This is a genomic window from Cellulomonas sp. P4_D11 (assembly GCF_056401915.1).
Genome location: NZ_JBFUIK010000004.1, coordinates 121,959 through 148,142, shown reverse-complemented (window position 1 = coordinate 148,142; position 26,184 = coordinate 121,959). Strand labels below are relative to the sequence as shown.

23 protein-coding genes are annotated in these 26,184 nt (G+C 70.4%); 18 read left to right on the top strand and 5 right to left on the bottom strand.

The window, feature by feature from the left end:
• Positions 1-76 precede the first annotated feature (76 nt).
• From AC1DT4_RS04240 to AC1DT4_RS04220, 5 genes are read left to right on the top strand one after another with little or no spacing between them, the layout of a single operon-like run.
• Entirely contained in the window at positions 77-886 is an 810-nt protein-coding gene (locus AC1DT4_RS04240) for a glycosyltransferase (protein WP_477088518.1), read from the top strand.
• Positions 883-1,398, top strand: coding sequence for a serine O-acetyltransferase (locus tag AC1DT4_RS04235; protein ID WP_477088517.1), 516 nt, complete (start codon positions 883-885; stop codon positions 1,396-1,398). Before AC1DT4_RS04240 ends, AC1DT4_RS04235 begins: the two co-directional genes overlap by 4 nt.
• Complete coding sequence (locus AC1DT4_RS04230) at positions 1,395-2,273, top strand: glycosyltransferase family 2 protein (protein ID WP_477088516.1); 879 nt, start codon at positions 1,395-1,397, stop codon at positions 2,271-2,273. The genes AC1DT4_RS04235 and AC1DT4_RS04230 overlap by 4 nt, the downstream gene beginning before the upstream one ends.
• Positions 2,270-3,325, top strand: a complete 1,056-nt coding sequence (locus AC1DT4_RS04225) for a hypothetical protein (RefSeq protein ID WP_477088515.1) — start codon at positions 2,270-2,272, stop codon at positions 3,323-3,325. Before AC1DT4_RS04230 ends, AC1DT4_RS04225 begins: the two co-directional genes overlap by 4 nt.
• Positions 3,322-4,830, top strand: a complete 1,509-nt coding sequence (locus AC1DT4_RS04220) for a lipopolysaccharide biosynthesis protein (protein WP_477088514.1) — start codon at positions 3,322-3,324, stop codon at positions 4,828-4,830. Before AC1DT4_RS04225 ends, AC1DT4_RS04220 begins: the two co-directional genes overlap by 4 nt.
• On the opposite strand, the gene AC1DT4_RS04215 is transcribed toward AC1DT4_RS04220, so the two are convergent.
• The gene (locus AC1DT4_RS04215) at positions 4,795-6,825 is read right to left on the bottom strand and encodes an acyltransferase family protein (RefSeq protein WP_477088513.1); all 2,031 of its coding nucleotides are present in this window, start codon (positions 6,823-6,825) and stop codon (positions 4,795-4,797) included. The two genes, AC1DT4_RS04220 and AC1DT4_RS04215, sit on opposite strands and share 36 nt — an antisense overlap.
• Before the next feature lie 32 nt (positions 6,826-6,857).
• The gene (locus AC1DT4_RS04210; RefSeq protein WP_477088512.1) at positions 6,858-7,604 is read right to left on the bottom strand and encodes a hypothetical protein; all 747 of its coding nucleotides are present in this window, start codon (positions 7,602-7,604) and stop codon (positions 6,858-6,860) included.
• Positions 7,605-7,754: 150 nt separating this feature from the next.
• Between AC1DT4_RS04210 and AC1DT4_RS04205 the strand changes: the two genes are divergently transcribed.
• Positions 7,755-9,572, top strand: a complete 1,818-nt coding sequence (locus tag AC1DT4_RS04205) for a DUF4012 domain-containing protein (protein ID WP_477088511.1) — start codon at positions 7,755-7,757, stop codon at positions 9,570-9,572.
• Between the two features lie 59 nt (positions 9,573-9,631).
• The gene (locus AC1DT4_RS04200) at positions 9,632-10,144 is read left to right on the top strand and encodes a peptidase (protein ID WP_477088510.1); all 513 of its coding nucleotides are present in this window, start codon (positions 9,632-9,634) and stop codon (positions 10,142-10,144) included.
• 548 nt (positions 10,145-10,692) lie between these two features.
• Here AC1DT4_RS04200 and AC1DT4_RS04195 read toward each other — a convergent pair.
• Positions 10,693-12,225: a tyrosine-protein kinase domain-containing protein gene (locus AC1DT4_RS04195; protein ID WP_477088509.1), complete on the bottom strand. Its 1,533-nt coding sequence runs from the start codon at positions 12,223-12,225 to the stop codon at positions 10,693-10,695.
• Positions 12,226-12,570: 345 nt separating this feature from the next.
• Here AC1DT4_RS04195 and AC1DT4_RS04190 point away from each other — a divergent pair, with 345 nt between their 5' ends.
• The 9 genes from AC1DT4_RS04190 to AC1DT4_RS04150 all read left to right on the top strand — a co-directional run bounded on the left by AC1DT4_RS04190 (position 12,571) and on the right by AC1DT4_RS04150 (position 23,460).
• Complete coding sequence (locus AC1DT4_RS04190; RefSeq protein WP_477088508.1) at positions 12,571-13,944, top strand: sugar transferase; 1,374 nt, start codon at positions 12,571-12,573, stop codon at positions 13,942-13,944.
• A gap of 54 nt (positions 13,945-13,998) precedes the next feature.
• Positions 13,999-15,150: a glycosyltransferase gene (locus AC1DT4_RS04185; RefSeq protein ID WP_477088507.1), complete on the top strand. Its 1,152-nt coding sequence runs from the start codon at positions 13,999-14,001 to the stop codon at positions 15,148-15,150.
• Positions 15,147-16,340, top strand: a complete 1,194-nt coding sequence (locus AC1DT4_RS04180; protein WP_477088506.1) for a glycosyltransferase — start codon at positions 15,147-15,149, stop codon at positions 16,338-16,340. Before AC1DT4_RS04185 ends, AC1DT4_RS04180 begins: the two co-directional genes overlap by 4 nt.
• Positions 16,337-17,512, top strand: a complete 1,176-nt coding sequence (locus AC1DT4_RS04175) for a glycosyltransferase family 4 protein (RefSeq protein WP_477088505.1) — start codon at positions 16,337-16,339, stop codon at positions 17,510-17,512. Before AC1DT4_RS04180 ends, AC1DT4_RS04175 begins: the two co-directional genes overlap by 4 nt.
• Complete coding sequence (locus tag AC1DT4_RS04170; RefSeq protein WP_477088504.1) at positions 17,509-19,005, top strand: lipid II flippase MurJ; 1,497 nt, start codon at positions 17,509-17,511, stop codon at positions 19,003-19,005. The genes AC1DT4_RS04175 and AC1DT4_RS04170 overlap by 4 nt, the downstream gene beginning before the upstream one ends.
• A complete protein-coding gene (locus tag AC1DT4_RS04165) occupies positions 19,002-20,129 on the top strand; it encodes a glycosyltransferase (RefSeq protein ID WP_477088503.1) in 1,128 nt (375 codons plus the stop codon). Before AC1DT4_RS04170 ends, AC1DT4_RS04165 begins: the two co-directional genes overlap by 4 nt.
• Positions 20,130-20,157: 28 nt before the next feature.
• Positions 20,158-21,531: an O-antigen ligase family protein gene (locus tag AC1DT4_RS04160; RefSeq protein WP_477088502.1), complete on the top strand. Its 1,374-nt coding sequence runs from the start codon at positions 20,158-20,160 to the stop codon at positions 21,529-21,531.
• A gap of 106 nt (positions 21,532-21,637) precedes the next feature.
• The gene (locus tag AC1DT4_RS04155) at positions 21,638-22,963 is read left to right on the top strand and encodes a UDP-glucose dehydrogenase family protein (protein WP_477088501.1); all 1,326 of its coding nucleotides are present in this window, start codon (positions 21,638-21,640) and stop codon (positions 22,961-22,963) included.
• Between the two features lie 29 nt (positions 22,964-22,992).
• A complete protein-coding gene (locus AC1DT4_RS04150) occupies positions 22,993-23,460 on the top strand; it encodes a CAP domain-containing protein (RefSeq protein WP_477088500.1) in 468 nt (155 codons plus the stop codon).
• Here the strand turns inward: AC1DT4_RS04150 and AC1DT4_RS04145 are convergent, their stop codons facing one another.
• Both AC1DT4_RS04145 and AC1DT4_RS04140 read right to left on the bottom strand, forming a co-directional pair.
• The gene (locus AC1DT4_RS04145) at positions 23,461-23,916 is read right to left on the bottom strand and encodes a VanZ family protein (RefSeq protein ID WP_477088499.1); all 456 of its coding nucleotides are present in this window, start codon (positions 23,914-23,916) and stop codon (positions 23,461-23,463) included.
• Positions 23,907-24,332 carry a VanZ family protein gene (locus AC1DT4_RS04140; protein ID WP_477088498.1) on the bottom strand — a complete coding sequence of 142 codons (426 nt, stop codon included), beginning with the start codon at positions 24,330-24,332 and terminating at the stop codon, positions 23,907-23,909. The genes AC1DT4_RS04145 and AC1DT4_RS04140 overlap by 10 nt, the downstream gene beginning before the upstream one ends.
• Positions 24,333-24,391: 59 nt before the next feature.
• Between AC1DT4_RS04140 and AC1DT4_RS04135 the strand changes: the two genes are divergently transcribed.
• Complete coding sequence (locus AC1DT4_RS04135; protein WP_477088497.1) at positions 24,392-24,814, top strand: MarR family winged helix-turn-helix transcriptional regulator; 423 nt, start codon at positions 24,392-24,394, stop codon at positions 24,812-24,814.
• Positions 24,811-26,142: an MFS transporter gene (locus AC1DT4_RS04130; RefSeq protein ID WP_477088496.1), complete on the top strand. Its 1,332-nt coding sequence runs from the start codon at positions 24,811-24,813 to the stop codon at positions 26,140-26,142. The genes AC1DT4_RS04135 and AC1DT4_RS04130 overlap by 4 nt, the downstream gene beginning before the upstream one ends.
• Positions 26,143-26,184 lie beyond the last annotated feature (42 nt).

Sequence of the window (26,184 nt, the reverse complement as noted above, 5' to 3'; positions counted from 1 at the left end):
CGGTGTCCTCGTCGCCCGATGGCATCCGCTCCTGCTACCTGCCGTTGTCGTCAACCGGCTGCGGGGTGGCCGGTGCGTGCTGCTCGTCCAGGGGGTGCTGGCCGAGGTCGAGGCGGTCCACCCCTGGGTCGGTCGCTCGCGGGTGCTGCGTTGGTGCGCCCTCCGGCCACTCCAGGTCGCGGACGCGCTGGTCGCGCCGAGCGACGGCATCGCCCGCTGGCTCCACCGCGAGACCGGACGGTCCATGGAGGACATCACTCGGCTGGCGAACGGCGCCGACCTGGAGCTGTTCCGGAGCGCTCGCAGAGCGCCCGAGGTGCCGCCCTATGCGGTGTTCGTCGGGAATCTGGCGGCGTGGCAGGGCGTCGTCGATCTGCTGGACGCCGCGCGCGATCCGGCATGGCCCGGTGCGCTCCGGCTCGAGATCGTCGGGGACGGGACGGAGGGAGCGCTCGTCGCTGCTCGGTGCGACGAGCGCGTCGTCTGGCACGGGCGGCTCGGCCGGGACGCGATGGCGCACGTGCTCGGCGGCGCGCTGGTCGCGTTCGCCGTGCGGGCCGACGTCGGCGCGAGCGCCGCGGGGACGGCGCCATTCAAGGTGATCGAGGCGGCGAGCGCGGCGGTGCCGGTCGTCGCGACGAACGTCCCGGGGCAGGCTGAGCTGGTCGCGGATCTCGGCCACGGGGTGCTCGTGGAACCGGGGGACCCGCACGCGATCGCTGCCGCGGTACGTGCCATCGTCGACGACCCGAAGCGGCGGGCACGACTGTCGGATGCCGGAGCGGTCGCGGCCGAGAGGTACACGTGGAGGGCTGGAGCGGCGGCGCTCGCCGAAGCATTGCGGCGCGCGCAGGCACTGCCTCGCACCGCCGAGGTCGCGCGGTGAACGGGCTGCTGATGGACCTCGACGCGAACCGGACGAGCGACGACTCCCGTCGCCCCGGTCGTGCCTCCGTGCTCGCGACCGTGCTGACCGTCCGGTACGCCGCGACCTTCCTCTTCCGGCTCTCCGCCGCTGCCGGTGCTGCCTTCGCGCCTCTCGGATCGCTCGTCAAGCAGCTGAACCACGTGCTCACCGGAGCCGATGTCGCGTGGTCGGCGCAGATCGGGCCCGGCCTCGTGCTGTGGCACCCGACCGGCGTCGCGATCGGTCAGGGCGTCCGGGTCGGGCGAGACTGCCGGGTCCAGCAGGGAGTGACCTTGGGTTCGGCGCGGCGTCGGACCGGGCCTGAGGGCGACCCGGTGCTGGGTGACCGCGTGTACCTCGGGGCGGGTTCGCGCGTCCTCGGACCCGTCCGACTGGGCGACGACGTACGGGTCGGAGCGAATGCCGTCGTACTCATCGACGTCCCCGACGGCGCCTCCGCCGTCGGCGTGCCCGCCCGGGTGGTCCGGTGACCCCGACGGTGTCGTGCGTGATCCCGACCCACGGTCGGGCGTCGTTCCTCGCCGAGGCGCTCGGTTCGCTGCTCGCGCAGACACGGGCCGTCGACGAGATCGTGGTGGTCACCGACGTCCACGACGCCGACACGGAGGCGGTCGTCGCCGAGGTGGCCGCGCGCACCCTCGTGCCTTTGCGCCTCCTCGGGCCGGCAGCGAGCACGGGTGCATCGAGCTCGCGCAACCGTGGTGCCGCGACGGCCCGCGGCTCGCATCTTCTCTTCCTTGATGACGACGACGTGCTCGCGCCGTCCTATGTCGAGGAGGTCTGCGCGCTGTTCGCCCTGGAGCCGGGCTGCGACGCGGTGCTCTGCGACATCCGCGAGTTCCGTGAGGGGGCACCGGACGTCCCCCACCCCGTGCGACCGGACCTTGACGTCCGTCTCACATTCGAGACCTGGACCGATCTGACCGGGAGCAACCTGGTGCTCCGGCGGTCCGTGTTCGAGCAGATGCAGGGATTCGACGAGGAGCTCCCCGTGCAGAACGACGCGGACTTCGCGGTGCGGTTCCTTTCCGCCGGGTACTCGTTCCGCGTCCTGCACCGGCCCCTCGTCGGGGTGCGCCGGCACGACAGCGGCCAGCTCACCGACTGGTCGCTGCGCCGGGCCGAGGGCATGTCGACCTTCTACCGCAAGCACCGCGGGCGGATGGGTGCGCTGACGCGGCGCCGCTTCCGGTTCCGCATCCACCGCATGCGCTTCGAGGGGGCCGGCTCGATGCGCGAGCGTACGGTCAGCGTCGTGCACATGGTGCTGCTGGCCGACCCGTCGCACGTGCGCGCAGCCTTCGGACGCCTCGCGCGCGGCGCGGGACGGAGTGCGACGAGGTGAGGCCCCAGACCTTCGTCTGGCTCGCGGGTCAGGACGACAACATCGGCGACGTCGTGCTGCGACGGCGGCTCCTGCGAGTGCTGCAGGCGCAGTCGCAGTGCCATGTGTACCTGGGCCACCAGAGCAGGGGCTACGTCGACGGTCTGGAGCTGGCGCACGACAGCGTCCGGTACACGTCAGGGCGCGCATGGTGGCGGGCCGGGTGCGTCGCCGCCGCGCGGGCGCGCGCGACGGTCGTCTTCAACCCTGGCGAGATCTCGTCGGACCGCGCCTCGGCGATCGGTCACGCGGCGCTCGTGCCGATGGCCGCGCTCGCCCGTGTCCGCGGGAGCCGCGTGGCGCGGGTGGGGATCGGGGCCCGCGACGCGACGTTCCCCGGGCGTCTGCCGATCGACCTGTGCGTGCGTCTGTCGTCGGTCAATGTCTGGCGCGACGAGTGGTCGGCGTCGGTCTACCGGAGAGGGCAGGTGCGTCCCGACTGGGCGTTCGACGACGACGGCCCGACCGGCACCACGACCCCTGACGTCGAGCGGACTACCCTCTCGGTCTCGGTGCGCGGAGACCGGCCCGCGCCCGGCGACGAGTGGGTGAAGGGGATCCGGCAGGCGTGCGAGGAGCTCGGACTCGAGCCGGTCACGTTCGCGCAGGTCCGCCGCGACGGCGACGTCAACGAGGCGCTCGCGGCCCGACTCGGCGGCACGTGGGAGCCGTGGCCACCTGATGTCCAGCACGCCGCGCACGAGGCGAAGGTGCGGGGGCTCTTCGCCCGCTCCGCCGCAGTGGTCAGCGACCGGCTGCACGCCCTCGTCATGGCCTGCACGCAGGGTGCCCTCCCCGTCGGGGCGATGGAGCACGCCGACACCAAGGTGCGGCGAAGCCTGGCCGCGGCGGGCATCCACGCGGTGAGCGCGGACGTCACGGGATGGGACGCCGACCGGCTGTCCGACTTCGTGCTCGGCGTGCTCGATCGCGGACCCGAGCTGCGCGCCGCGTCGGTCGAAGCCCGCGACGCTGTCCGCAACTGCGACGCTCTGCTGGTGGGCCGCCCGTGAGCGCTCCGGCGCGACCCGCGGGCCTCGGGGTGTCGGCCGCGAGAGGCGCGGCGGTGACGCTCGTGGGCCAGGTCGCCCGGACCGCGGTGCAGTACGTCGGCGTCGTCGTCGTGGCCCGGTTGCTGACCCCCGCCGACTACGGCCTGGTCGCGATGGTCGCCGCGCTCGTCGGCCTGGGCGAGCTCGTCCGCGACCTGGGGCTGTCGAGCGCGGCCGTGCAGGCACCGACCCTGTCCAAGGCGCAGCGGGACAACCTGTTCTGGATCAACACGCTGCTGGGCGTCGTGCTTGCCGCAGGGCTGGCGGCGGCGAGCGGAGTGATCGCCGACTTCTACGGCGAACCGGCCCTCATCGACTTGACCCGCGTCCTCGCGCTGACGCTGGTGCTGAGCGGGATCACGGCCCAGTTCCGCGCCAGCCTGGCCCGGGACCTGCGGTTCGTCGCGTCCGTGTCGGTCGAGCTGCTCGCCGCCGTCGTCGGTGTGAGCGTCGGCATCACCATGGCGGCGACCGGGTGGGGGTTCTGGGCTCTCGCCGGGCAGGAGCTGTCCCGTGGCTTGGTCATGTGCGCCGGATGCGTGATCGCCGCCCGGTGGATTCCCGGTCGACCGCGCCGGCAGACGCCGATGCGCAGTCTGATCAGCTACGGCGCTCACTTGCTGGCGACCAACGTGCTCGTCTACGCCAGCAGGAACGCCGATACCGTCACGGTCGGGTACCGGTTCGGTTCGACCGCGACAGGCCTCTACAACCGTGCCTTCCAGCTGATGGCGCTCCCGTTGACGCAGATCTCGTATCCCGCGAGCAAGGTGGCACTCCCTGTGCTGTCGCGGCTCGACACGGATCGCGAGCGCTACCGCCGATTCCTGCTCCGGGGTCAGTCGATCCTGCTCCATCTTGTCCTGCCCGCCTTCGTCCTCGCTGCCGTGCTCGGTCGCTCGATCATCGTCATCGTGCTGGGCGACGACTGGGTCGAGGCCGCGCCCATCCTGCGGATCCTCGCGCTCGGTGGCGTGTTCGAGGCGGCTGCCTTCGCGACCGGCTGGGTGTTCCTCTCCACGGGGGCGACGAAGGCGCAGTTCAGGTTCGCGCTCGTCTCGCGTCCGGCGATGATCGCCGCTGTGGTGCTCGGATCGGCGTCCGGCGTGGCGGGTGTCGCCGCGGGATACGCAGTAGCCGTCGCCCTCATCTGGCCCGCGGGCTGCTGGTGGGCGTCTCGCCACACGTCAGCGCCCATGCGCGACGTGTTCGTCGGTGGCGGGCGTCTGATCCTCGCCTATGGGATGTGCGGGCTGCTGAGCTGGCTCGCGCTGATCGCGACGGGCGTCCACGGCACCTGGGCGTCGCTCGGTCTCGGCGTCACCGCCTTCGCAGCGGCCATCGCGATCTTTGCGGCTGTCTGGGGGCGGTTCCGTCACGACCTGCTCGAGGCTTGGGGAAGTGCCCGGTTGCTGCGTCGCCGGCGGGGCTCAGTCGTCGAGCAGGAACCGGGTCAGCTGCCCTGACAGAGCAGCCGCCGCGACAGCCGTCAGGTGGTGGTCGTCGCGGTACAGCAGCATGTCGCCGACGATCGCGCCGCAGGAGCTCGCGCTGCAGAGATGGTCGGCCGCAGGAAAGTAGCGAGCACCGTGCTCGGTCGCGACGGCCGCCTCGTCGCGCAGGCGGGCGGGCGAGAGGACGTCCGTGCGCGGTCGGGCGCAGGTGTTCGCGTCCGACAGGTGTGCAGAGAGGCAGGTCGCGGGAGCATCGTCGAACGACGGCGTCGTCCCGATGACGGCGATCTCGCTCGTCGAGGGGAGCCGATCGAGCGTCGCCGAGAGGCCCTCGCGCCACTTGGCCTCCGCCGTTGCTGGCTCGGGCCAGGTCTGCCGGCCCGAGTTGCTCAGCACGACGATCGCCGGGGGATCCGCCGCGATGGTTGCGATGGCGCGGTCCCGCCACAAACGGCACGCCTCGTCCTCGGCCGTGGCCAGGACGACGTCAGCCGACGGACACGCGGACTTGCCGTACAGCTCGATGCGGTAGTGCTGCTCCGTGCCGAACCGATCGAGCGCGGGCAGCCACTGGGTTGCGTGGGAGTCGCCGAACAAGGCGATGCTTTGCTCCGCGTCCGGGTCACCGTAGACGCATGCGCTCAGCGCGGTCGCGGCCTGACTCACCTGGCAACCGTCGGCGTAGGCGGCGGGGAGGTCCGTGGCGGCGCTCCGCAGCGACGGCCTCAGGTTGCTGGGCACGAAGGACGTGAAGACCGGCGAGCCGTCGAGTGCGCTCGCCTCGGCCGTCTGGTCGGCCGAGAGAGCCTGGGTCTGGCTCCATCGTCCGAGCCCAAGAGCGAGGACGATCACGAGCATCGACGCGGCCGCCCCGGCGAGAAGCGTGATGCCGGCGGGTCGCTGGACAAGGAACGGCAGGTGACGTAGCGGGTCTTCGACCGTCCGGTAGGTGATCGCCGCGAGGGGGACCGCCGCGACACCGAGGCAGAGCGACGCCCACAACGGCAACGGCGTGACCAGGCGCGACTCGACGATGACGAGCAGAGGCCAGTGCCAGAGGTACGTCGAATACGACCATCGGCCGAGGCTCTGGAACGGTCGCGACCGCAGCAGGCGACCCGGAGCACCGCCCGTGCCCCCTGCGGCGCCGACGATCGCCAGAGCCGTCCCGAGCACGGGCACAGCCGCGGCCGCACCCGGGAACGGGGTCCGGTCGTCGAACACCACCGCCGAACCGATGACGAGGACCAACCCGGCGGCGACGACTAGGGGTGAGGCCGTCAGTCGTCGGCCAGTGAGTGCCGGCAGAGTGAGCGCCACCAGGCCACCGACACCGAGCTCCCAGGCTCGCGTGGGCAGGGAGAAGAACGCCCAGGTGGGCGAGATCGTCATGACCAGCAGGTCGAGTGCGAAGGACGCGGCGATGATGACGCCGACCACGACGACGAGCGAGCGGCGCGACCGACGCACGAGGAGCGTCGCGACCACGAGCAGCGCCGGCCACACCAGGTAGAACTGCTCCTCGACGCCGAGCGACCAGTAGTGCTGGACAGGCGACGGAGCCGTGCCGGCCAGGTAGTCGGTGCCGACGTGTGCGAACCACATGTTCGGCACGTAGAGCGCAGTGGCGATGACGTCGTCGACCACCTCGCTAATCCGCAACGGGGGCATCCACAGCGCGGCTGCGACGGTTGTGATCGCCAAGACCACGAAGGACGCCGGCAGGATCCGGCGCATACGTCTGGCGTAGAACGTCCCGAACGAGATCCGTCCGGTGCGGGTGAGCTCGGTGGCGAGGTGGTTGGTGATGAGGAAGCCCGAGATGACGAAGAACACGTCGACGCCGACGTAGCCGCCCGTCAGCCCGGGGAGCCGGGCGTGGTACAGGACGACGAGGGCGACGGCGATCGCACGCAGCCCCTCGATGTCTGGGCGAAACGGTGCGCGGCGCACCGGTGCGTCCGGCACCTCCGTGGTGCGCTCGACCTGCGGCTGACCCCCCGGCACACCGCCCCCTCGTCCGCGTGGCACGGTCGTACTCACCCTAGTGACGAGGTCTCCGTAGCGCCGGGCGGTGCGCGGAGCACCGATGCTGTGCCGCGGATCTCGATCTCCTCCACGCCGAACTGATCGCGCCAGACTGCCAAGGCCGTCGCCTCAGCCCCACGCATGTCGGAGTCGACGAGGACGGTCGCGCTCGGGGAGAGACGGTCGCCCAGGACGGGGAGCAGCCCGACCCGCCCACCGGGCCGCCCGCGCACCGGAGGCCCATCGCACACGACCAGGCCGAACTGTGCGGGGAGGTCGTCGGGCAGCGAGCCGTACCAGGTGAACCCGTCGTAATCCGCGAGCGGCGCGAGCCGGACGCCTGAGGAGTCCAGCCTCGACCGCCGCAGGTCGGCGACGATCCGCCGATGCCAGCCCGCATCGCTCTCCAGCGACAGCACCGGTTGCGGGCTGTAGACGGCCAGGACGACAGTCGTGAGCCCGCTGCCGCACTCGAGCACCGGCAGCCGCGCGGCGCGAGCGTGCTCGACCACCGCGAGCAGGTAATCGGGCTCGGCGGCGGCCGGGTTGTGCCACGAGCGGATCAGCCGCTCGGCCAGCCGCCGGTCGGGTAGAGCCGGCGCGATGCGCCGCAGCTCGCGGACGGCGACCGCGAACCGGTACCCGTCCAGCGGACGCAGCAGCCGGCGCCACGTCCGTCGGACGACCCGTCGGAGTGAGCCGAGCCAGTGCCGCATGGTTTTCGGCAGGTGCCTGCGCAGCGTCTCCTCGAATCCCATGCTCCGAGTCTGGTCCACAGCGTCGACAAATCCGCGTCAAGCGGGTTGTCCCGTGCAGCTCGCCCGCCGTGACGCTCAAGTCCGGCCGGTACCATTCCGATCCGCAGTCGTCCGTCCGGGATGGCCGGACGCTGGCGGAGGGTGGATGTCGTGACGCACTCCGTCGCGGGCGACCCTCCGCCCAGGCACCGCCGCGGGCCTTCCCGGGGCCGCCCGTCCGTCCTTCGCGCCGTCCTCGTCGGGTGCGGCGTCGCCGTCGTGACCGCGCTCGGGCTGGGCGCCTGGTTGGCCGTCGACGGCGCCCGTGCAGCAGCGGCGCTGGAGTCTGCCAAGGACGACGTCAAGACTCTCGGGGCGGACGTGGCGTCGGGTGACACCGCGTCGGCAGCGATCACTTTGACGAGGCTGCAGAGCCATGCGTCCACCGCGTCGCACGCGACGACCGGGCCGGCGTGGTCGGTCGCCCGCGTCGTTCCGTGGGTCGGCCCGCACGTCCGCGCCGTTCAGGCGATGTCCCGTGCAGTGGACGACCTCGCGCAGGACGCGCTGCCGTCCCTGATGGACGCCGCCTCGGTCGTGGACCCGGGAGCTCTCGCTCCCGTGGACGGCCGGATCGACCTTGCGCCGTTGGCGCAGGCGGCGCCGGAGGTCGTGGCGGCGGACCAGGCCGTGCAGGCGGTCGCGCAGCGGCTCGCGGCGGTCGACACCTCGCACCTCCTCGCCATGGTCCGTGAACCCGTCGAGACACTGCGCGAGCAGCTCGACGACGTGGCCGCGACCACGGCGACGGCGTCACGGGCCGCGCAGCTGGTGCCCTCCATGCTCGGAGCCGACGGACCCCGCGACTACCTCGTCCTGGTGCAGAACAACGCTGAGCAGCGCGCGACCGGTGGGATGCCGGGCACCGTCCTCCACCTGCGGGCGGACCATGGCGCGGTCGTCGTCGTTGACTCGCGCGCCGCCGGCGACCTGTCCGGGCTCGCCGAGCCTGCTCTGCCCCTCTCGGACGCGGAGATTGCCGTGTACGGCACTCAGCTCGGCACCGACATGCGGGATGTGAACTTCACGCCGGACTTCCCCCGGTCGGCGGCGCTGGCGAAGGGCATCTGGGAGGCAGAGGTGGGCGGTCACATCGACGGCGTCCTGTCCGTGGACCCCGGCGCTCTCGCGCTCATGCTCGACGCGACCGGTCCGGTAACGCTCGCCGACGGCTCGACGCTCTCGGGCGACGACGCCGTGGCGACACTCCTCAACACGGTGTACCTGGACAAGCCCGACCCCCTCGACCAGGACGTCTACTTCGCCGACGCGGCCCACACCGTGTTCGACGCCGTGGTGTCGGGCGCTGGGGAGCCGGGTGACGTCATGGATGCCCTCGCAGAGGCAGCGCGTCAAGGACGACTCCTGGTGTGGTCCGCCGACGACACGGAGCAGGAGCGTCTGGCCGGCACCGTGCTCAGCGGTGAGCTGCGCGGGGTCGACGGTGAGTCGCCGGTGATCGGCGTCTACCTCAACGACGGGACGCAGGCGAAGCTCGGGTACTACCTCGACCTCCACGTCGACGCGGCAGCGACCCAGTGCCGACCGGACGGGTCGCAGGTCGTGCAACTGTCGGTCGCCCTCACGTCGACCGCCCCGTCCGACGCAGCCACCCTTCCGGCCTATCTGGTGGGTCTCGACAACATCGTCCCGCTCGGAGAAATTCGGACGAATGTGATGATCTACGCGCCATTCGAGGGTGGTATCTCTGGCGTGCGGGTGAATTCTGAGACTCAGGGCTTGTTCTCGCAGGTCCACGACGGACTCACGTTAGGCGCCCGGACATTCACGCTGAAACCGGGCGAGACCGGGAAGCTCGACCTGGAGATCATCACAGGAAAGGGACAGCCCGGTCCGGTACACGTGCGCTCGACCCCGACTGCACGCCAATCGGGTGACGTGATCATTGCTTCCGCCTGCAATTTCTAGGCCGTATGGTTGCGCCCAGCATCTTCTGCAACTCCAGTCACAACGCCCGGGGGACACCCATGAATATCCGTCGAACCGCTCTGGTCGCTGCTGCTGCCGTTGCACTCGCTCTCGTTCCGACCGCCGCTCTCGCGTACGGCGCGACCGACTACTCGAACACCGGCACGGTGTCCGACTCGACGCCCGCGCAGGGTGAGGGCTTCACGGTCTCGCTGAAGGGCCCGGCCAGCGCCGGTGTCACCCTGACGATCACGAGCCCGTCGAGCTCGGACGGCGACATCCAGATCGCCGGCACGAAGACCCTGACCAAGACGACCGACGCTTCCGGCAACGTGGCCTTCCAGGTCAAGATCGCCAGCGCCGGCACCTTCACGATCGTCGCCACCGACCCGTCGGGTGCGGTCCTCAGCACGCAGACCGTGACGGTCGGCACGGCCGCGGCCGGCGCCGCGCAGCTCAGCTCGACCGGAAGCAACGTGCTCCCGATCGCCCTGGGTGCCGGTGCGCTCGTCCTCGTCGGCGCCGGTGGCGTCGTCCTGGCCCGCCGCCGCGGAGCCGCGCAGGTCGCCTGACCCGCAGCACACCAGATCGTCGAAGAGCCCCGCGCCCTCCCGGGCGGCGGGGCTCTTCGCTGTCCGGACGGGGAGTGGCCGTTGCCTCGCGGCGCGCGGCGCACACCGGCGCTCGAGCTGGGCGGGCGATGGCCCGGGCCGGCATGTCGGCGCCCTCCTCGCGGGCGTGTACCTGGGACGCTCGGACGGCCGCAGGTGCACGGATGCCACGCCGCCGCCTTGAGCGCTCCCCGGGGCCGCCCAGTGGTGCGTGTGCCCCATTGCCGAGCACGCCTCCCCGAAGGCGCTGAGCCGCTCATGAGCGACGTCCGCCCGCGGGTACTCCGGCGTCGCTCAAAGCCGCGTCGCGGACCAGCCGCTCGGGCGATGGCCCGGGCCGGTGGAACCGCTCGCGGTGGCCGCACCGGGACGCCACTGATGGCGCGGCAGGCACGGTCCGTGTCCGCCATCAGCGCCGCAGCAATCGTCGGCGACCCCGCACACACCACCTGGAACACAGAACGGCCCCGGACCCTGAGCAGGGTCCGGGGCCGTTCGGCGCGCGTCCGTCAGACGCGCGGCCTTTGCTGTTGCTGTTGCTGCTGGAACTCGCGCAGCTGGGTCTCGCTGAGGGAGGCACCCGGCCACAGCGCGGTCGTCGGTCCGCCCTGCGTGCCCTCGAGAGCGTTCGGCGTCCGGGGCTGCGCTGCGCGACGCCGACGGTTGCCTCGACCGGCATCTGCCGAGGTCGCAGGCGTGAGGGAGTAGTCGTAGTAGGCGTACTGGTCGCTCTGCTTGCGCTTCTGGCGGTTGACGACGATGCCCAGGACGCGGGCGCCGACGGTCTCCAGAGCACCCACTGACTCGGCCAGCTGGTTGCGGTGCAGCTTGTCCGCGCCGACCACCAGGAGCGCCCCGCCGGTGAGCTTGGACAGGATCGCGGCGTCGGTCACGGGAAGCAACGGGGCCGTGTCCACGATGACCACGTCGTACATCTCCGTGAGCTGCTCGAGCAGGCGCGCCATGGCCAGCGACCCGAGCAGCTCGCTCGGGTTGGGCGGGACCTGGCCGGACGGGAGCACGTGCAGATAGCCGTTCCCCCAGGGCTGGATGACGTCCTCGACGCTCGCGCGACCGATGAGCACGGTCGTGAGACCAACCTTGCCCTCGAGCCCCATGTACTTGGCGATCGACGGGCGGCGGAGGTCGGCGTCGATCAGAGCGACGCGCGTGCCGGCGTCGGCGAGCGTGATCGCGACGTTGATCGAGGTGGTCGACTTGCCCTCGCCGGGCAGGGACGACGTGACGACGATCGACTGCGGACGGTCGGCGATGTCGAGGAACTGCAGGTTGGTGCGGAGGCGACGGAATGCCTCGGAGCGCTGGCTGTGCGGGCTGCTCTGGACGATCAGCGGGTGCTCGGGCGCCTCGGCGTCGTCGGGGATCGTGCCGATGACGGAGGTGTCGGTGACCCGTGCGACGTCGGCCTCGGACCGGACCCGGGTGTCCAGCACGGCGCGGAGGACGGCCACGGCCACGCCGAGCGCCAGGCCGACGAGCAGCCCGAGGGCGACGTTCAGCTTGAGGTTCGGGGACGAAGGGGCCTCGGGCGAGACGGCGTCGCGGACGATCGAGATCTTCACGGCGGACGCGCCGCCGTCACTCGGCGTCTCCAGGTCGGCGATCACCGCCTTGAACTGCTTGGCGATCGCGTCGGCCGTGGCGGCGGCCATCGCGGGGTTCTCGTCCGTGACCGTGACGTTGATGAGCGAGGTGTTCAGCGGGGAGCTCGCGCTGACGCGCGACGACAGGGCGTCGGTACGAGGGCTGAGCCCGAGGTCCTCGATGACGGGCTGCAGGACGAGCGGGCTGGTGACGAGCTGCGTGTAGGACGTCACCTGCTGGCGGGTGAAGTTGGCGCCCTGGAGGAGGTCGCTCGACGAATCGCCCGCCTTGACCGAGACGTACAGCTGTGTCGTGGCGTCGTACAGCGGCTTGGTCACCAGCGACCACGCGACGGCGAGGCCGGCACCAAATACGGCAAATACGGCGATCGACAGCCATCGCTTCCGCAGAATGACCCAATAGTCCTGAAGCTCCACGACGTCCTTCTCCCTGCTCCGCCATACCCGGTCAGACAGTGTCTCATGCGCATGATCGTGCGGATCTCCGGGTGAAAAAATGGGCCTCTAACGAGCGCCCGACCCCTTTAAGGCCCTTTCACTCAGATCTGGCCCCGACGCGCCGATGTACCATTCGGCGCACGCTTTCACGGCGCCTGACGTCGGCAAAACGGACATCGGGGGAAATACGTGACGGAATCAGACACGCGTGCTCGCGCAGTGGCATTTGTGCCGCAGCAGCTCACGCGCTCAGCCGTCTCCCCGAGCATCGTCACAAGTCCCCGCTGGCATGAGGTCTCGGTCCGCCTGTGGGTCACGGATGCGGTGGCCGTCTGGCTCTCGGTGGCTGTCGCCTACCTCGTGCGTTTCGACCACACCGGCCTGGCGACAGTGTCCGGTTCGTTCTCGCCCTCGTACCTCTCGGTCTCCGCCGCACTCGCCGCCGCATGGCTGAGCGCGCTGGCCCTCGGTCGGACACGCGACCGTCGGGTGCTGGGCAGCGGCGCGACGGAGTTCGCCCGCGTCTTCGACGTGACGTGGCGACTGTTCGCCGCCGTCGCCGTGGTGGCCTACCTGCTGCGGATGGAGATCGGGCGCGGCTACCTGGGCTTCGCCGCCCCGCTCGGTCTCGGGCTCCTGCTCGCCGGTCGCGCCTACTGGCGTCGCTGGTTGCACGCGCAGCGTGAGCACGGGGCGTACAAGTCGGGGATCGTCGTCATCGGCCACCGGGACAAGGCCGCGCGCCTCATCGGCGAGCTGAACAAGAAGCCTCGTGCCGGTTACTCGGTGCTCGGCGTGTGCGTACCTGCCGGCGAGATCGTGCCCGGCGAGCTGATCGGCGGGGTGCCCGTCCTCGGCTCGATGGACGACGCCGCCGACCTGGCAGCCGAGGTCGGTGCGTCCGCCGTCGCCGTCACCGGCTCGGACGCGATCACGTCCGACACCGTCCGCCGGCTCGGGTGGGACCTCGAGGGCAAGGGCATCGACCTCGCGCTCACGTTGGCGCTGGTCGACGTCGCCGGTCCGCGCGTCCTGATGCAGCCTGTGAGCGGACTCCCGCTGATGTATGTCGACGAGGCCCGCTTCACCGGCGGCAAGTACATCGCCAAGTCGCTGTTCGACTGGGCTCTCGCCGCCGTCATCACGTTGTTCATCCTCCCGGTGCTCGCCGTCGTCGCGATCCTCGTGCGCGTCAACAGCCCCGGGCCGGTCCTGTACCGCCAGGAGCGCATCGGCAAGGACGGTAAGCGGTTCCGGATCTTCAAGTTCCGGACCATGGTCATCGGTGCCGACATGCGGCTGGCCGAGGTCCTCGCCGACCAGGGCATCGACGGCGTCGGCATGTTCTACAAGCCGAAGAACGACCCGCGCGTCACGTCCGTCGGGCGTGTGCTGCGACGCACGTCTCTCGACGAGCTGCCCCAGCTGTTCAACGTCCTGCTCGGCGACATGAGCCTCGTCGGCCCGCGCCCCCAGATCGACGCGGAGGTCGCGCAGTACGACCGGGCCGCGCACCGCCGGCTCCTGGTCAAGCCCGGCCTCACCGGACTGTGGCAGGTCTCCGGGCGGTCTGGACTCGCCCCCGAAGACGGCATCCGCCTCGACGTCAGCTACGTCGAGAACTGGACTCTCGTCGGCGACCTCATGATCCTCGCCCGCACCGGCAAGGTCATCGTCCGCGGCGACGGGGCGTACTGATCCGTGAGGCCCGATCCGCGTGACTTCACGCTCCCTCAGCAGGAAAGCAGCCCGATGCGTGACCTGATCGTGCACGAGTGGATCTCGCCGACCGGCGGTTCAGAGAAGGTCCTGGACCGGATGGTCGGTGTCCTCCCCGACGCTCAGGTGGTCTGCCTCTGGGACGACGACCCGGCCCGGTACCCCGGTCGCACCGTGGCCGAGTCCTGGGTAGCCAAGACGCCGCTTCGAGGCCGCAAGGCCCTGTCGATCCCTGCATCCCTCGCCGCATGGCGGACGCTGGACGTCGGCGACGTTGACCGCATCGTCGTGAGCTCGCACGCCTTCGCGCACCACGCCCGGCCGCTACGGCGGGCAGTCGACGCCCAAAAGTTCGTCTACGTCCACACTCCCGCGCGTTACCTCTGGGCTCCTGAGCTCGACGTGCGCGGCTCGGGCGTCGCGGTGAAGGCAGTGTCACCCCTGCTGCGCGGGATCGACCGCCGTCGGGCGAGCGAGCCCAGTTCGATCGCCGCCAACAGCCGCTACGTGCGCGATCGCATCCGGACCTCATGGGGTCGCGATGCCGACGTCATCTACCCACCCGTCGACGTCGAACGCATCCAGGGCGTGGCGGACTGGCGCGATCAGCTCAGGCCCGACGACCTCGCGGTGCTCGAGACACTGCCGGCCTCGTACCTGATGGGCGCCTCGCGCTTCGTCTCGTACAAGCGGCTCGACCTGGTCATCGACGCCGGCGAGGCCGCCGGCCTGCCTGTCGTCATTGCCGGCTCCGGTCCCGAAGAGGACCGCCTTCGTGCGCGCGCTTCCGCGTCAACGGTGCCCGTCCTGTTCGTCCACCGGCCGTCCGACGAGCTGCTCTACGCGCTGCTGCAGCGCGCCGTCGCCTTCGTCTTCCCGGCGGTCGAGGACTTCGGGATCATCCCCGTCGAGGCCATGGCCTGCGGAACGCCCGTCGTTGTCAACGCGCTCGGCGGCGCACCCGAGAGCGTGGCTGCGCCGCTCGGCGGAGCGGTCGTCGAGTCGTTCTCACGGAACGAGCTCGCACGCGCCGTGTCGGAGGCCGCGAGCCTGGACCGAGCGCTCGTCGCCGAGCACTCGCGCCGGTTCTCGACGGAGCGGTTCGACTCCGAGCTGGGGCGCTGGCTCGACGGCGAGGTCATCGACCTCGGCCGCGCGACGACGTTGCGAGAGGTTGCCGCATGACGACCGACCGCGTGGCGCCTGCCGTCCTCGTGCTGGGCACCGCCGACTGGGACCAGGCGATCGCGACCAACCAGCACTACGCCACTCGCGCGCTCGCCGAGGAGTACTCGGTGACGTTCGTCGAGTCGATGGGTCTACGCCGCGTCGAACTGTCACGGCGTGACGGCGTGCGGATCTTGCGTCGGCTCGGAGCGAAGCTGACCCGCCGGACGTCCGGGGCTGCGGTCGCGCGTCCGCGTCCCGACGGGATGCAGGTGCTGACGCCGCTCGTCGTGCCGCTGCATTCCGCGACCGTCGCCCGCCGGTTCAACCAGCGCTCCCTGCGGAGGCTCGTCGCCAGCTGGCTCGACCACGACGGTCCGAAGCTTCTCTGGACGTACTCGCCCGAGACGTACGGACTTGAAGCGTTCGCGGACGGCGTGGTCTACCACTGCGTCGATCTTCTGCACGAGGTTCCCGGGATCCCGCCCGCGGTCGTCCTCTCGGGTGAGCGGCGCCTGGCCGCGGCCGGTGCGGTTGCGGCTGGCACGGGCTCCGTCGTCGTCGACCACCTGCGCGCCCAGGGGTTCGACGAGCCGCTCTCGTGGCCCAACGTCGCCGACGTGGGCGTCTTCGACTGGACGCGCCCCGGTGTACGCGCGACCCCCCGCGCTGGACGAGCCGTCTTCGCAGGCAACCTCAGCACGACCAAGGTCGACTTCCCGCTGCTCCGTCAGCTCGTCGACGCGGGCCTGGACCTGCACCTCGCCGGGCCTGTCTCGGAGGGCGGCGGGAACGCCCGTGCTGAGCTTGACGCCGTTGTCGGCGCCGGTGCGACCTACCACGGGATGCTGCAGGTCCAGGAGCTGGCAAACCTCTGCGCGACCGCGAGCGTCGGCTTGGTCCCGTACCTCGACAACGCCTACACGCGAGGCGTCAGCCCGTTGAAGACCTTCGAGTACCTGGCCGCCGGCATGTGCGTCGTCTCGACCCCGATCCCCGCCGTCAACCCGGTCGGCGACGACGTGCTCGTGCGGGGCGGCCACGACGAGTTCGTGGCGGCCGTGCTGGCCAACAGCGCCGAGCCGACCGACGCGGTGCAGTTGCGTCGGCTGCAGACCGCGCAGGGCAACAGCTGGGCGCTCCGCGGCGGGGAGATCCGCCGGACAGCGCGTGCCGCGCTGCACGAGCGTGTCGAGGTTGGCTCATGACGCGTCTGCGAATTGTCCACGTGGCGCGAGACATCGTCGGAACGGGTGGTGGCGAGGTCGTCCGCCAAGTCACTGCGCACACCGCGGCTCGCGGTATCGAGGTCGTCCTTATCACTGACTCGACCAACTTCGAGCCCGCGCCGGGCGTCACGGTCAAGAGCGTTCCCGGGGGTGGGGCACTCCTCGCCTGGCAGCCGGGACACCGACTGGTGTGGCACTTGCGCCACACGATCCAGATCGCTTGGTTCACGATCGTCGCCTCGCTGGTCACACTGCCGTACCGGCTGCGCGGCTACGTGGTCTTCAACCACAATTGCGAGTCTTTGGTTGGCCAGGCCCTCGTCATGCACAACGTCTTCAGCGCGGAGCTGGCCGAGCGGCACCTGTCGCCGGTGCGCCTGGTTCGTGCGTACATGCACCCCGTCCGCGTGATGCGCCTCATCAAGGAGCGGGTCCTGGCGCAGAGCCGCTGGGGCAAGCACCTGGTGGCAGTCTCTGCGGCCTCCCTGCCGGACGTGGTCGCGCTCGCCGGTGACTCTGCCCGCGTGTCGGTCGCTGCGAACGGCGTCGATCTCGTCCGCTACGCGGCCGCTCCCGAGCCGATAGACGCCAAGCTCGCACACCGGCTCTCCGGTGCAGGCAACGTCCTCCTCTTCGTGGGCCACGAGTTCGGGCGGAAGGGTCTTCGAGAGCTCATCGCGGCTCTCGAGCACCTCCCTGCCGATTCCGTCCTCGTCGTGGCGGGCGGAGCCGCGGAGGACCGCGCGCCGTTCCTGCAGATCGCTGAACGCGTCGGCGCGGCATCGCGCATCATCTTTCTAGGGCGTGTGGACGACATTCGGCCGCTGCTCGGTGTCGCGGACGTCTTCTGCCTGCCCAGCCACTACGAGACGATGCCGCTCGTCGCACTGGAGGCGTTGGCGGCCGGCGTCCCCGTCGTCCTGACACCGCAGTGCCCCGCGCACCAGCTCATCGTCAGTGGGACGAACGGCGAGGTCACGTCCCACGATCCGGAGGACATCGCCAAGGCGATCACGGACGCTCTCCAGGCGCAGGACCAGGTCAAGATCCGTCACTCGGTCGCAGGGATGAGCTGGGAGAGCACTACCACGAGCTACCTGCACATCGCCCAGAAGATCAGCGCCGGGCGCCAGGTCCGGGTGGCCGCATGAGGCGGGGATTCCTGGTCCTCGCAGCGGGCGGGGTCATCGGCAAGATCGTGGCGCTGCTGCGGGAGGTCGTGTTCGCGGCGGCGTTCGGCACGGGCGCGACCGCCACCGGATTCCGCGTCGCACAGACCGCGTCCGTCGTGCCCGCGAACTTGGTCTCAGGCGATCTGATCTCTGCCGCGTTCGCCCCGAACTACGCGAAGCTGTCGGCGTCTGACGCCCGGCGCGCAAACTCGCTGCTCGTGGCATACCTGCTGTGGGTAACGAGCGTGCTCGGCCTGGTCTCGGTCACCGTCTTCCTGACGCGGTCCGAACTCGTTGGAATCATCGTCCCCGGTGCGGCGCCGGGCATCCGGGCCGGAGCGAGCGGACTGCTCGCCATCTTGGCCTGGGTGATCCCGCTCTACGGGATCTCGACGATCACGTCGTATGCATTGTCGGCAGGGGGCTCCTACGCGCAGAACGCGATCCGGCCGATGGTGCAGAGCGCAGGTCTGCTCGTCGGCACGGTGCTGGCCGTGTGGCTGGGCTCCGTGAGCTGGCTCGCCTGGGGCTTCCTCGGTGCGTGGGTGCTCTACGCCGCGCGCGGTCTCTTTCTGCTGCGCAATCGCCTCACCTTCACAGGAGGATCGGCTTTCCTGGATGGGGGGCGGATGGTGCTGGAGGGTGTGCGCGGGATCGTCCCGCTGATCATCCTGTCCGTCGCACTGCAGGCCTCGATCGTGTTGGAGAGGGTCTTCGCGTCCTACGGCACCGACGGGCTCGTCGCGTCGATCGACTACGCGCGCACAATTTCGGACTCGGTCATGTCCACCATCGCGGTGCCGCTAGGGATCCTTGGTCTGACCCAGCTTCCGAAGGTCCGCGACACCGAGTCGCATCGCATCCTGACGCGGATGACCGAATTTGTCTGCCTGAGCGTGATCCCCGTCTCGATGGTCTTGATGCTTGCCGCTCGCCCGGTCGTCGACCTGCTCTACACGCGTGGCCGGTTCGGCGGGAACGCTGCCTCGCTGACCTCGGACGTTCTTGCGGGGCTCTCCGCAGGGCTAGTCCTCCAGGTGCTCAGCTACACGATGGCGAGGGCAGTCACCGGCAGGGGCGACACCCGACCAGTGCTGGTGTGGAGCCTCGTGGCCATCGTCGCGCAAGCGCTGGTACAGGGTCTCGGCGTCCCGATCGTCGGGGGTGTCGCAATCGGTCTCGGCGTCTCCGCGTACGGCCTCGTCCTGACGTTCGGCCTCGCGCGTGCGCTCGGGTTGGGCCGTCCGACCCTGAGGGTCCTCGGCCGCTGGCTCCCGACGATCGCTGCGGGCTACTTGAGCGTCGGGCTTGGTGTTCCGTGGTTCGCCGGTGTCGTGACGGTGCTGGTGGTGTTCGGCATCAATGCCGCGACCTCGCGGTCGACGCGTGCCGTTTTGCACGACGGCATGCACAGCTTCAAACAGTCGCGCCGGGCGCAAGAACTTGCATCGGTTGGAAGTGATGCCCGATGAGCCGGACTCGCGCAGTGGCGGTATTCCGGCACTCTCACATGTTGCCGTCCGAGGTTTTCATCCGCGACCAGGCAAGCGCCCTCGGTATCCCTTTCGTGCTCGTCGGTCGGGACTCGACAGGGTCGACGCCGTCCGACCCGGAAGTTCATCTTCTAGGCGACGGTCGCCGCGATGCCCGCGTGCGGCACACGCTCTTTCGTGACTGGCGCCCCCTCGCAGCGACCCTTCGCGACTTGGACGTCGGCCTTGTCCATGCGCACTTCGGCGTCGAGGGGATGTACTCCCTCGAAGCCGCGCGTCGCCTGGGCCTACCGCACGTCACGACCCTTCACGGCTTCGACGTGACGATGAGTTCCGGTGCACTCGCGCGCTCGGGAAGGCCTGCGTGGCTTCGGTACGCCGCGATGCGATCGCGGTTCCTCCGGTCCGGCAGCGAACTGGTCTGTGTGTCGGAGCACATCCGCAGCCAGGCGATCGCACTTGGTGCTCCCGAACGTTCAACGCATGTCATCGGGATCGGCGTCGACACCCGCGCGCTGAGCCCGAGCCCGGTTCCGGCAGCGCCCGTCGTCGTGCACGTGGCGCGCCTGGTCGAGAAGAAGGGCACGAGCTACCTCATCCGCGCGATGGTCGACGTGGTGGCTGCCGTTCCGGATGCTCGGCTGCGGATCATCGGCGACGGGCCGCTCCGCGCGGAGCTCGAGGATCTCGTCAACGACCTGGGCCTAGCGAGCTCGGTCACGTTCGCGGGGATGCAGCCCCATGCCGTGGTCCTCGATGAGATTGAGGCTGCGCGCGTGCTCTGCCTGCCGAGCGTCGAGGCGCGATCCGGCGACGCCGAGGGGCTCGGGCAGGTCTTGCTCGAGGCGGGGGCGTTGGGCCGGCCGACGGTGGCGACCCGACACGGCGGAATCGTCGACGGAGTCCTCGACGGGGTGACCGGGCGTCTGGTGAGCGAGCGCTCGGTGCCGGAACTCTCGGGAGCGCTGGTAGAGCTGCTCCAGTCCGATCCGCTCGCACAGTCGCTCGGCGAGGCCGCCCGCAGCCACGTGGAGGCGAACTTCGACGTCCACGCCCAGGCGGCCAAGATGGTCGACCTCTTCGTCGCGAAGGGCTTGAGATGACCGGGCGCGCGACTGAGGCGGCAACATCATGACCTTCCTGGTTCTCGCCGTGGTGGCCCTACCCATGGGTGTCCTTGTCATGACGTCCTCGATTCGCCTCCGCCTGGCGATCGCGGCGCTCCTAGCGGTCCCGCAGGTGTACCTGCCAGGGCTGCCGCAATCGCTGAGCGCTTTCAAGATCTGGGTCGTACTGATCGGCGTCGCCGCGCTGGTCGACATGAGGAGACGGTTGACGCCGGTCGAGCGCGTGCTCGCATGCCTCGTGCTCGCATGCGGAGTAGCGGCGTTCTGGTCCCCGCAACCACAAGCAGCCCTGTTCGCGATGGTGAGCATCCTGTGCGTCGCCATCGTGAGCGCTTACGCGCGAGCGGTCCAGGTCGAGAGCCCGCGGGGCTTGTCGACCGTGATGTCGATCGTCGCAGGCTGGGTCCTCGTCGAGTCGGCGCTCGTCGTGATCTTCCGTGTCCAGCCGACGATTGAAGACCACTTCTACCGCTCACCCCTTGCCGTTCTCCTTATCGGCGGCCAACGCTTGGAGGGCTTCTTCGGTCAGTATCGCGACAACGCGATGTCGCTCGACAAGGCGGGCGGGCTGTGGCTCAACGCCAACACGGCTTCGATGTTTCTTGGCGCGGCCGCCTGGGCCTTCGTCTGGGCCTTCGTCGTGTGGCGCCGCAGGCTGCATGCCGTCGCAGCCGTCGTCGCGTTCATCGCGGTCCCTTTCACCGGATCGAAGACTGGAGTTGTGCTCCTCGTGGCCGTCGCGGCCGTCGCCTTCGTCCTGCAGCGCCTGTCAGCGCGATACCAGTTCGCCGGCGTGGCGGTTCTCGGGTTGATGGCGTTCCCGCTCTACATGGCGGTCACGCGGATGCTCGAACTGCTGCCGTCAGCGTTCCGCTCCGACTCCACGGAGTCGATCGGGAGCCGGACGCTCATCTGGTCGGTAGCGCGCGAGCTTTTCGGCGCATCTCCGGTTCTCGGCCTCGGATTCGGTGGATGGACCGAAGCCTTCGCCAGCCGGATCGGTGACCAGCTTGCTTCGCGGCTTCCGCCGCACAACACATTCATCGTCTATTGGGCGAACGGCGGGCTGCTCAGCCTGACCTTGCTCGCGGTCTTCTGGCTCGTTGTGGTTGCCGAGTGCGTCGGGATGCTCGCCCGCGCGACGTGGAGCCGCTGGGGGTCTGTCGCGCTGTGCGGCTCCCTGCTGTGGGTCTTTCTGCACGGGATGGGGGACGCGGTCGACTTCTACGGCGACGAGCGATCCCTGCTCCTGTTCGGAGTGCTGCTCGGTGCCGTGTTCGTCGGTGGCGCGCACCGACAGGTCGCCGACGCCGCGGCGCCCCCGCGGCGGACGTCGCTCGTCTCCGAACGACGACTTCTCGCAGGCGCTCGGCGCTGACGGGCTTGTCACCCGCATCGCCCAGATCACCCGCAATGACCCAGGCTGGAGCCCCTCGATGACCGATAGAGTCGGCGGTTCCCAGACACCGCTAGGAGCCGGATAAGTGCGCCTCTCTGTCATCGGTTGCGGCTACCTCGGAGCCGTCCACGCCGCGAGCATGGCCCAGCTGGGCCACGACGTCATCGGCATCGACGTCGACGCGAAGAAGATCGAAGCGCTCCGCGCGGGTCGGGCACCGTTCTACGAGCCGGGACTCCCTGAGCTGCTGACGGAGGCGGGCGCGACGGGGCGGTTGTCATTCAGCACGGACATGGCTGACGCGGCGGGTAGCGACGTGCACTTCATCTGCGTCGGCACCCCGCAGGTGCACGGCGAGTTCCGCGCCGACCTCACTTATGTGAACTCGGCGGTCGAGTCGTTGCTCCCGCACCTGCGTGACGGTGACGTGGTGGCCGGCAAGTCGACGGTGCCGGTGGGCACGGCTGAGGCCATCGCGGACGCGTTGAAGGGCTCGGGCGCGATCCTCGTCTGGAACCCGGAGTTCCTGCGCGAGGGCTTTGCGGTGAAGGACACGCTGCACCCGGACCGACTCGTCTACGGGCTGCCGACGGACGCCGACGGCGAGCCGACGGCGGAGGGGACGAAGGCCAAGGCTGTGCTCGACGAGGTCTACGCGACTCCTCTGAGCGAGCACACGCCGCTCGTCACGACCGACTACGCCACCGCCCAGCTGGTGAAGGTGGCGGCCAACTCGTTCCTGGCGACGAAGATCTCGTTCATCAACGCGATGGCCGAGCTCTGCGAGGCGACAGGCGCCGACGTCACACGCCTGGCGGACGCGATCGGGTACGACGCGCGCATCGGTCGCCGCTTCCTCAATGCGGGTCTCGGCTTCGGTGGAGGATGCCTGCCCAAGGACATCCGGGCGTTCATGGCCCGCGCCGGCGAGCTGGGGGTGAGCGACGCGCTGTCCTTCCTGCGGGAGGTCGACTCCATCAACATGCGTCGCCGCGTCCGCATGGTCGACCTGGCGCGCGAGGTGTGCGAGGGCTCGATCGTCGGCAAGCGGGTCGCGGTGCTCGGCGCGGCGTTCAAGCCCGACTCCGACGACGTCCGCGACTCGCCGGCCCTCTCCGTCGCGGCCCAGATGCAGCTGCAGGGCGCGCACGTCACGGTCACCGACCCGCAGGCGGTCGCGAACGCCGCCGCGAAGTGGCCCGACCTGCACTTCGCCGCCACCGCGCTCGAGGCGGCCAAGGACGCCGACGTGGTCCTGCTCTCCACGGAATGGGCCGAGTACCGAGAGATCGACCCCGACGCGCTGGCCAAGGTGGTCGCCCACAAGCGGATCCTCGACGGCCGCAACGTGCTCGAGCCTGCGGTGTGGCGGGCGGCGGGCTGGACGTACCGCGCGCTGGGCCGTCCCTGACGGTGGCCCGTCGGGGGACCGTCGGCTGGGTGCTCGTTGCCGTCGGAGCGGTGCTCGCGGTGGCCGCCGTGCTCCTGCTCCTGCGGCCGGACGGACCGTCGCGTCAGCCGTGGTCGGCGGACGGTGCCGACCCGGAGGAGTACGCCGCGCAGCTCGTGGCCGAGACCAACGACGCGCGTGCCGACGAGGACCTGCCGGCTCTCACGGTCTCCGACTGCGCCGCGGCCCAGGCCGACGACCGAGCGGTGGCACTCGCCGGCGGCAAGGAGCTGGAGCACGCCAGCATGACGCCGGTGATCGAGGCGTGCCCGCCGTCGACGACCGCCGCCGAGAACCTCGCACGAGCCGCCGCGACGCCGCACGACGTGGTGCAGGCCTGGCTCGACTCGCCCGGGCACCGCGCCAACCTGCTGGACCCCGACCTCGACCAGGTCGGGATCGGCTGCCTGCTCGACGACGGCGAGATGCTCTGCTCGCAGGTGTTCCTCGGGCCGTAGCTAGGGCACGGGGGTCGGGACCGGCTCGGTGAGCGGCGCCGGCCTGCGTGATCTCGTGACGAGCAGGAGGAGCGCGAGCCCGGCGGCCGCGCCCAGGGTGTTGGCGACGACGTCACGGACGTCGGCCACGCGTGTGGGCAGGAACGCGAGCTGGGCCAGCTCGATCGCGACCGACGTCGCTGCGCCGAGGACGATGACGAGCCAGGCGCGCCGACGGGGGACCAGCAGGCCGACGAGAATGCCGAAGGGTACGAACATCGCGATGTTCGCGGCGAACTCCACCCCGAGGTAGGTCACGGCGATCCCGTGCGAGTCGAGCCAGCCGATCACGGCCCGGACGACGTCGAAGGTCCGGTCGGGTCCGGGTTCCGGCCAGAGGGTCACGCGCGCGACGAGCGCCAGATAGGCGACGAGCAGCGCGACCGTGATCCGGCGCGACCGCCGGCTCAGTCCCACGCGACGGCCGTTCGCCGCGTGAGCAGGACCGCGAGCGCGACGCCGATGCTCGCGCCAAGCGAGTTGTTCAGGACGTCGCGGACCGACGCGGTCCGGTACGGCAGCCCCAGCGCCTGGACCGTCTCGATGCCGACGGACACGGCGACGAGGACCAGCACCACCGTCCACCAGCGTCTCCGCGGGACCAGCAGCGCGCCGAGGAAGCCGAGCGGCACGAAGAGCGCGATGTTCCCGGCCATCTCCGCGGCGTGCAGGTCGAGGGAGGGCGGCAGGAGGTGGTCGGTCACCGTGCCCAGGGCTCGAGCGCCCTGCCCGATCAGGCTGTCCTGCAGGGACCACGGGTTGAGCACGAGCACGGCGGCCGCCAGCGCCGCGGCGACGAGCAGCGCCACCACCAGCCGCTTCCGAGCTCCCATGGCGCCAGGGTACGCGAGCGAAACTTTCATTACGCAAGGTAATGATCTAGAGTAACAACATGCCCTCTGCCCGAGACCTCGCCGGTGAGCTCCGCCTTGCCATCGGCCAGGCCTCCCGCCGCATCCGCGCGGAGCGGGGCGCGGCCGGACTGACGGACCCGCAGTACACGGTCCTCGTCTGGCTCATCAAGCAGGGCCCGATGACCCCCGGCCAGCTGGCCGAGCGCGAGCGGATCCAGCCGCCGAGCATGACCCGCACGGTCAGCTCGCTGGTGGACCTGGGCCTCGTCGCCAAGTCGGAGCACCCGACAGACGGACGGCAGGTCGTCGTCAGCCTCACGGACGCGGGCATCGCGGAGGTCCAGGAGACCCGCCGGCGCCGCGACGCGTGGCTGGCCGGCCGCCTGGCCATCCTCACCCCGGACGAGCGCACGCAGCTCGTCCACGCCGCCGAGCTCCTGCGGAGGATCGCCAGTTCATGAGTCCCACGTTCTCCTCGCTGAAGTTCCGGAACTACCGGCTCTGGTTCGCTGGGGCGCTCGTGGCGAACGTCGGTACCTGGATGCAGCGGGTGGCGCAGGACTGGCTGGTCCTGACCGAGCTGACCGACGAGTCCGGCGTCGCCGTCGGGATCACCACGGCGCTGCAGTTCGCGCCGGTGCTCCTGCTCTCGCCGTACGCCGGGTTGCTCGCGGACCGTGTGGACCGCCGCAAGCTGCTGATGGCCACGCAGGTGGGGCAGGGGATCCTCGCCGGCGGGCTCGGCGTCCTCGTCCTGTCCGGGCACGCGCAGCTGTGGCAGGTGTACCTGTTCGCGCTGGCGCTCGGCTGCGTGACCGCGATCGACGGGCCGGTGCGCCAGACGTTCGTCGCGGAGCTGGTGCCCGCCGCCAAGCTGTCGAACGCCGTCGGCCTCAACAGCGCGAGCTTCAACGCCGCGCGCCTGATCGGCCCGGGTGTGGCGGGGCTGCTCATCGCGGCCGTCGGCACCGGCTGGGTGTTCATCATCAACGCGGTGACGTTCGGCGCGACGATCTTCTCGCTGACCCGCATGCGCAGGTCCGAGCTCAGCCCCATGCCGACGACGACGCGCGCGAAGGGCCAGCTGCGCGAGGGCATCGCCTACGTCCGCGGGCGCAGCGACATCCTCGTGATCATGGTGGTCGTCGGCGTCGTCTCCACGTTCGGCCTCAACTTCCAGCTGACCAGCGCGATGATGGCGCGCACCGAGTTCGGGCGCGGCGCGGGGGAGTACGGGATCCTCGGGTCGGTGCTGGCCATCGGCTCGCTGACCGGCGCCCTGCTGGCCGCGCGGCGTGAGCGGCCGCGCGTCCGCCTCGTCATCGGGGCGGCGTTCGGGTTCGGCATCGCCACGGGCGTCATGGCGCTCATGCCCACCTACGTGTCGTTCGCGATCGCCTGCATCCCCGTCGGGCTGGCGTCGCTGACCATGATGACCGCGGCGAACGCGACCATCCAGATGAGCACCGACCCCGCGGTACGTGGGCGCGTGATGGCCCTGTACATGATGGTGTTCCTGGGCGCGACGCCCATCGGCTCGCCCATCGTCGGCTGGATCGGTCAGACCTACGGCCCCCGCTGGGCGATCGGCATCGGGTCGATCAGCGCGTTGCTCGTCGCGACCGGCGCAGCCCTCTGGGCCTGGAAGAAGTGGGACGTCACCGTGCGCTACCACGTGCGCTCGCGGCCCCACCTCGAGGTCGTCTTCCCGACGCTGCCCGACCGCCGCGTCGAGACCGCCGCCCGCCTCGGAGCCCAGGAAGCCGCGGACCGCCAGACCGCTGCATGAGGGTGAATAGCGCCCACAACCATGTCGGGCGCTATGTCCGAC

Bases quoted from the DNA above. Each gene is read 5' to 3' on its own strand.
- AC1DT4_RS04170 (WP_477088504.1), top strand. From the start codon at position 17,509: ATGAGGCGGGGATTCCTGGTCCTCGCAGCGGGCGGGGTCATCGGCAAG.
- AC1DT4_RS04185 (WP_477088507.1), top strand. From the start codon at position 13,999: ATGCGTGACCTGATCGTGCACGAGTGGATCTCGCCGACCGGCGGTTCA.
- AC1DT4_RS04140 (WP_477088498.1), bottom strand. From the start codon at position 24,332: ATGGGAGCTCGGAAGCGGCTGGTGGTGGCGCTGCTCGTCGCCGCGGCG.
- AC1DT4_RS04175 (WP_477088505.1), top strand. From the start codon at position 16,337: ATGACGCGTCTGCGAATTGTCCACGTGGCGCGAGACATCGTCGGAACG.
- AC1DT4_RS04130 (WP_477088496.1), top strand. From the start codon at position 24,811: ATGAGTCCCACGTTCTCCTCGCTGAAGTTCCGGAACTACCGGCTCTGG.
- AC1DT4_RS04135 (WP_477088497.1), top strand. From the start codon at position 24,392: ATGCCCTCTGCCCGAGACCTCGCCGGTGAGCTCCGCCTTGCCATCGGC.
- AC1DT4_RS04160 (WP_477088502.1), top strand. From the start codon at position 20,158: ATGACCTTCCTGGTTCTCGCCGTGGTGGCCCTACCCATGGGTGTCCTT.
- AC1DT4_RS04180 (WP_477088506.1), top strand. From the start codon at position 15,147: ATGACGACCGACCGCGTGGCGCCTGCCGTCCTCGTGCTGGGCACCGCC.
- AC1DT4_RS04165 (WP_477088503.1), top strand. From the start codon at position 19,002: ATGAGCCGGACTCGCGCAGTGGCGGTATTCCGGCACTCTCACATGTTG.
- AC1DT4_RS04200 (WP_477088510.1), top strand. From the start codon at position 9,632: ATGAATATCCGTCGAACCGCTCTGGTCGCTGCTGCTGCCGTTGCACTC.
- AC1DT4_RS04210 (WP_477088512.1), bottom strand. From the start codon at position 7,604: ATGGGATTCGAGGAGACGCTGCGCAGGCACCTGCCGAAAACCATGCGG.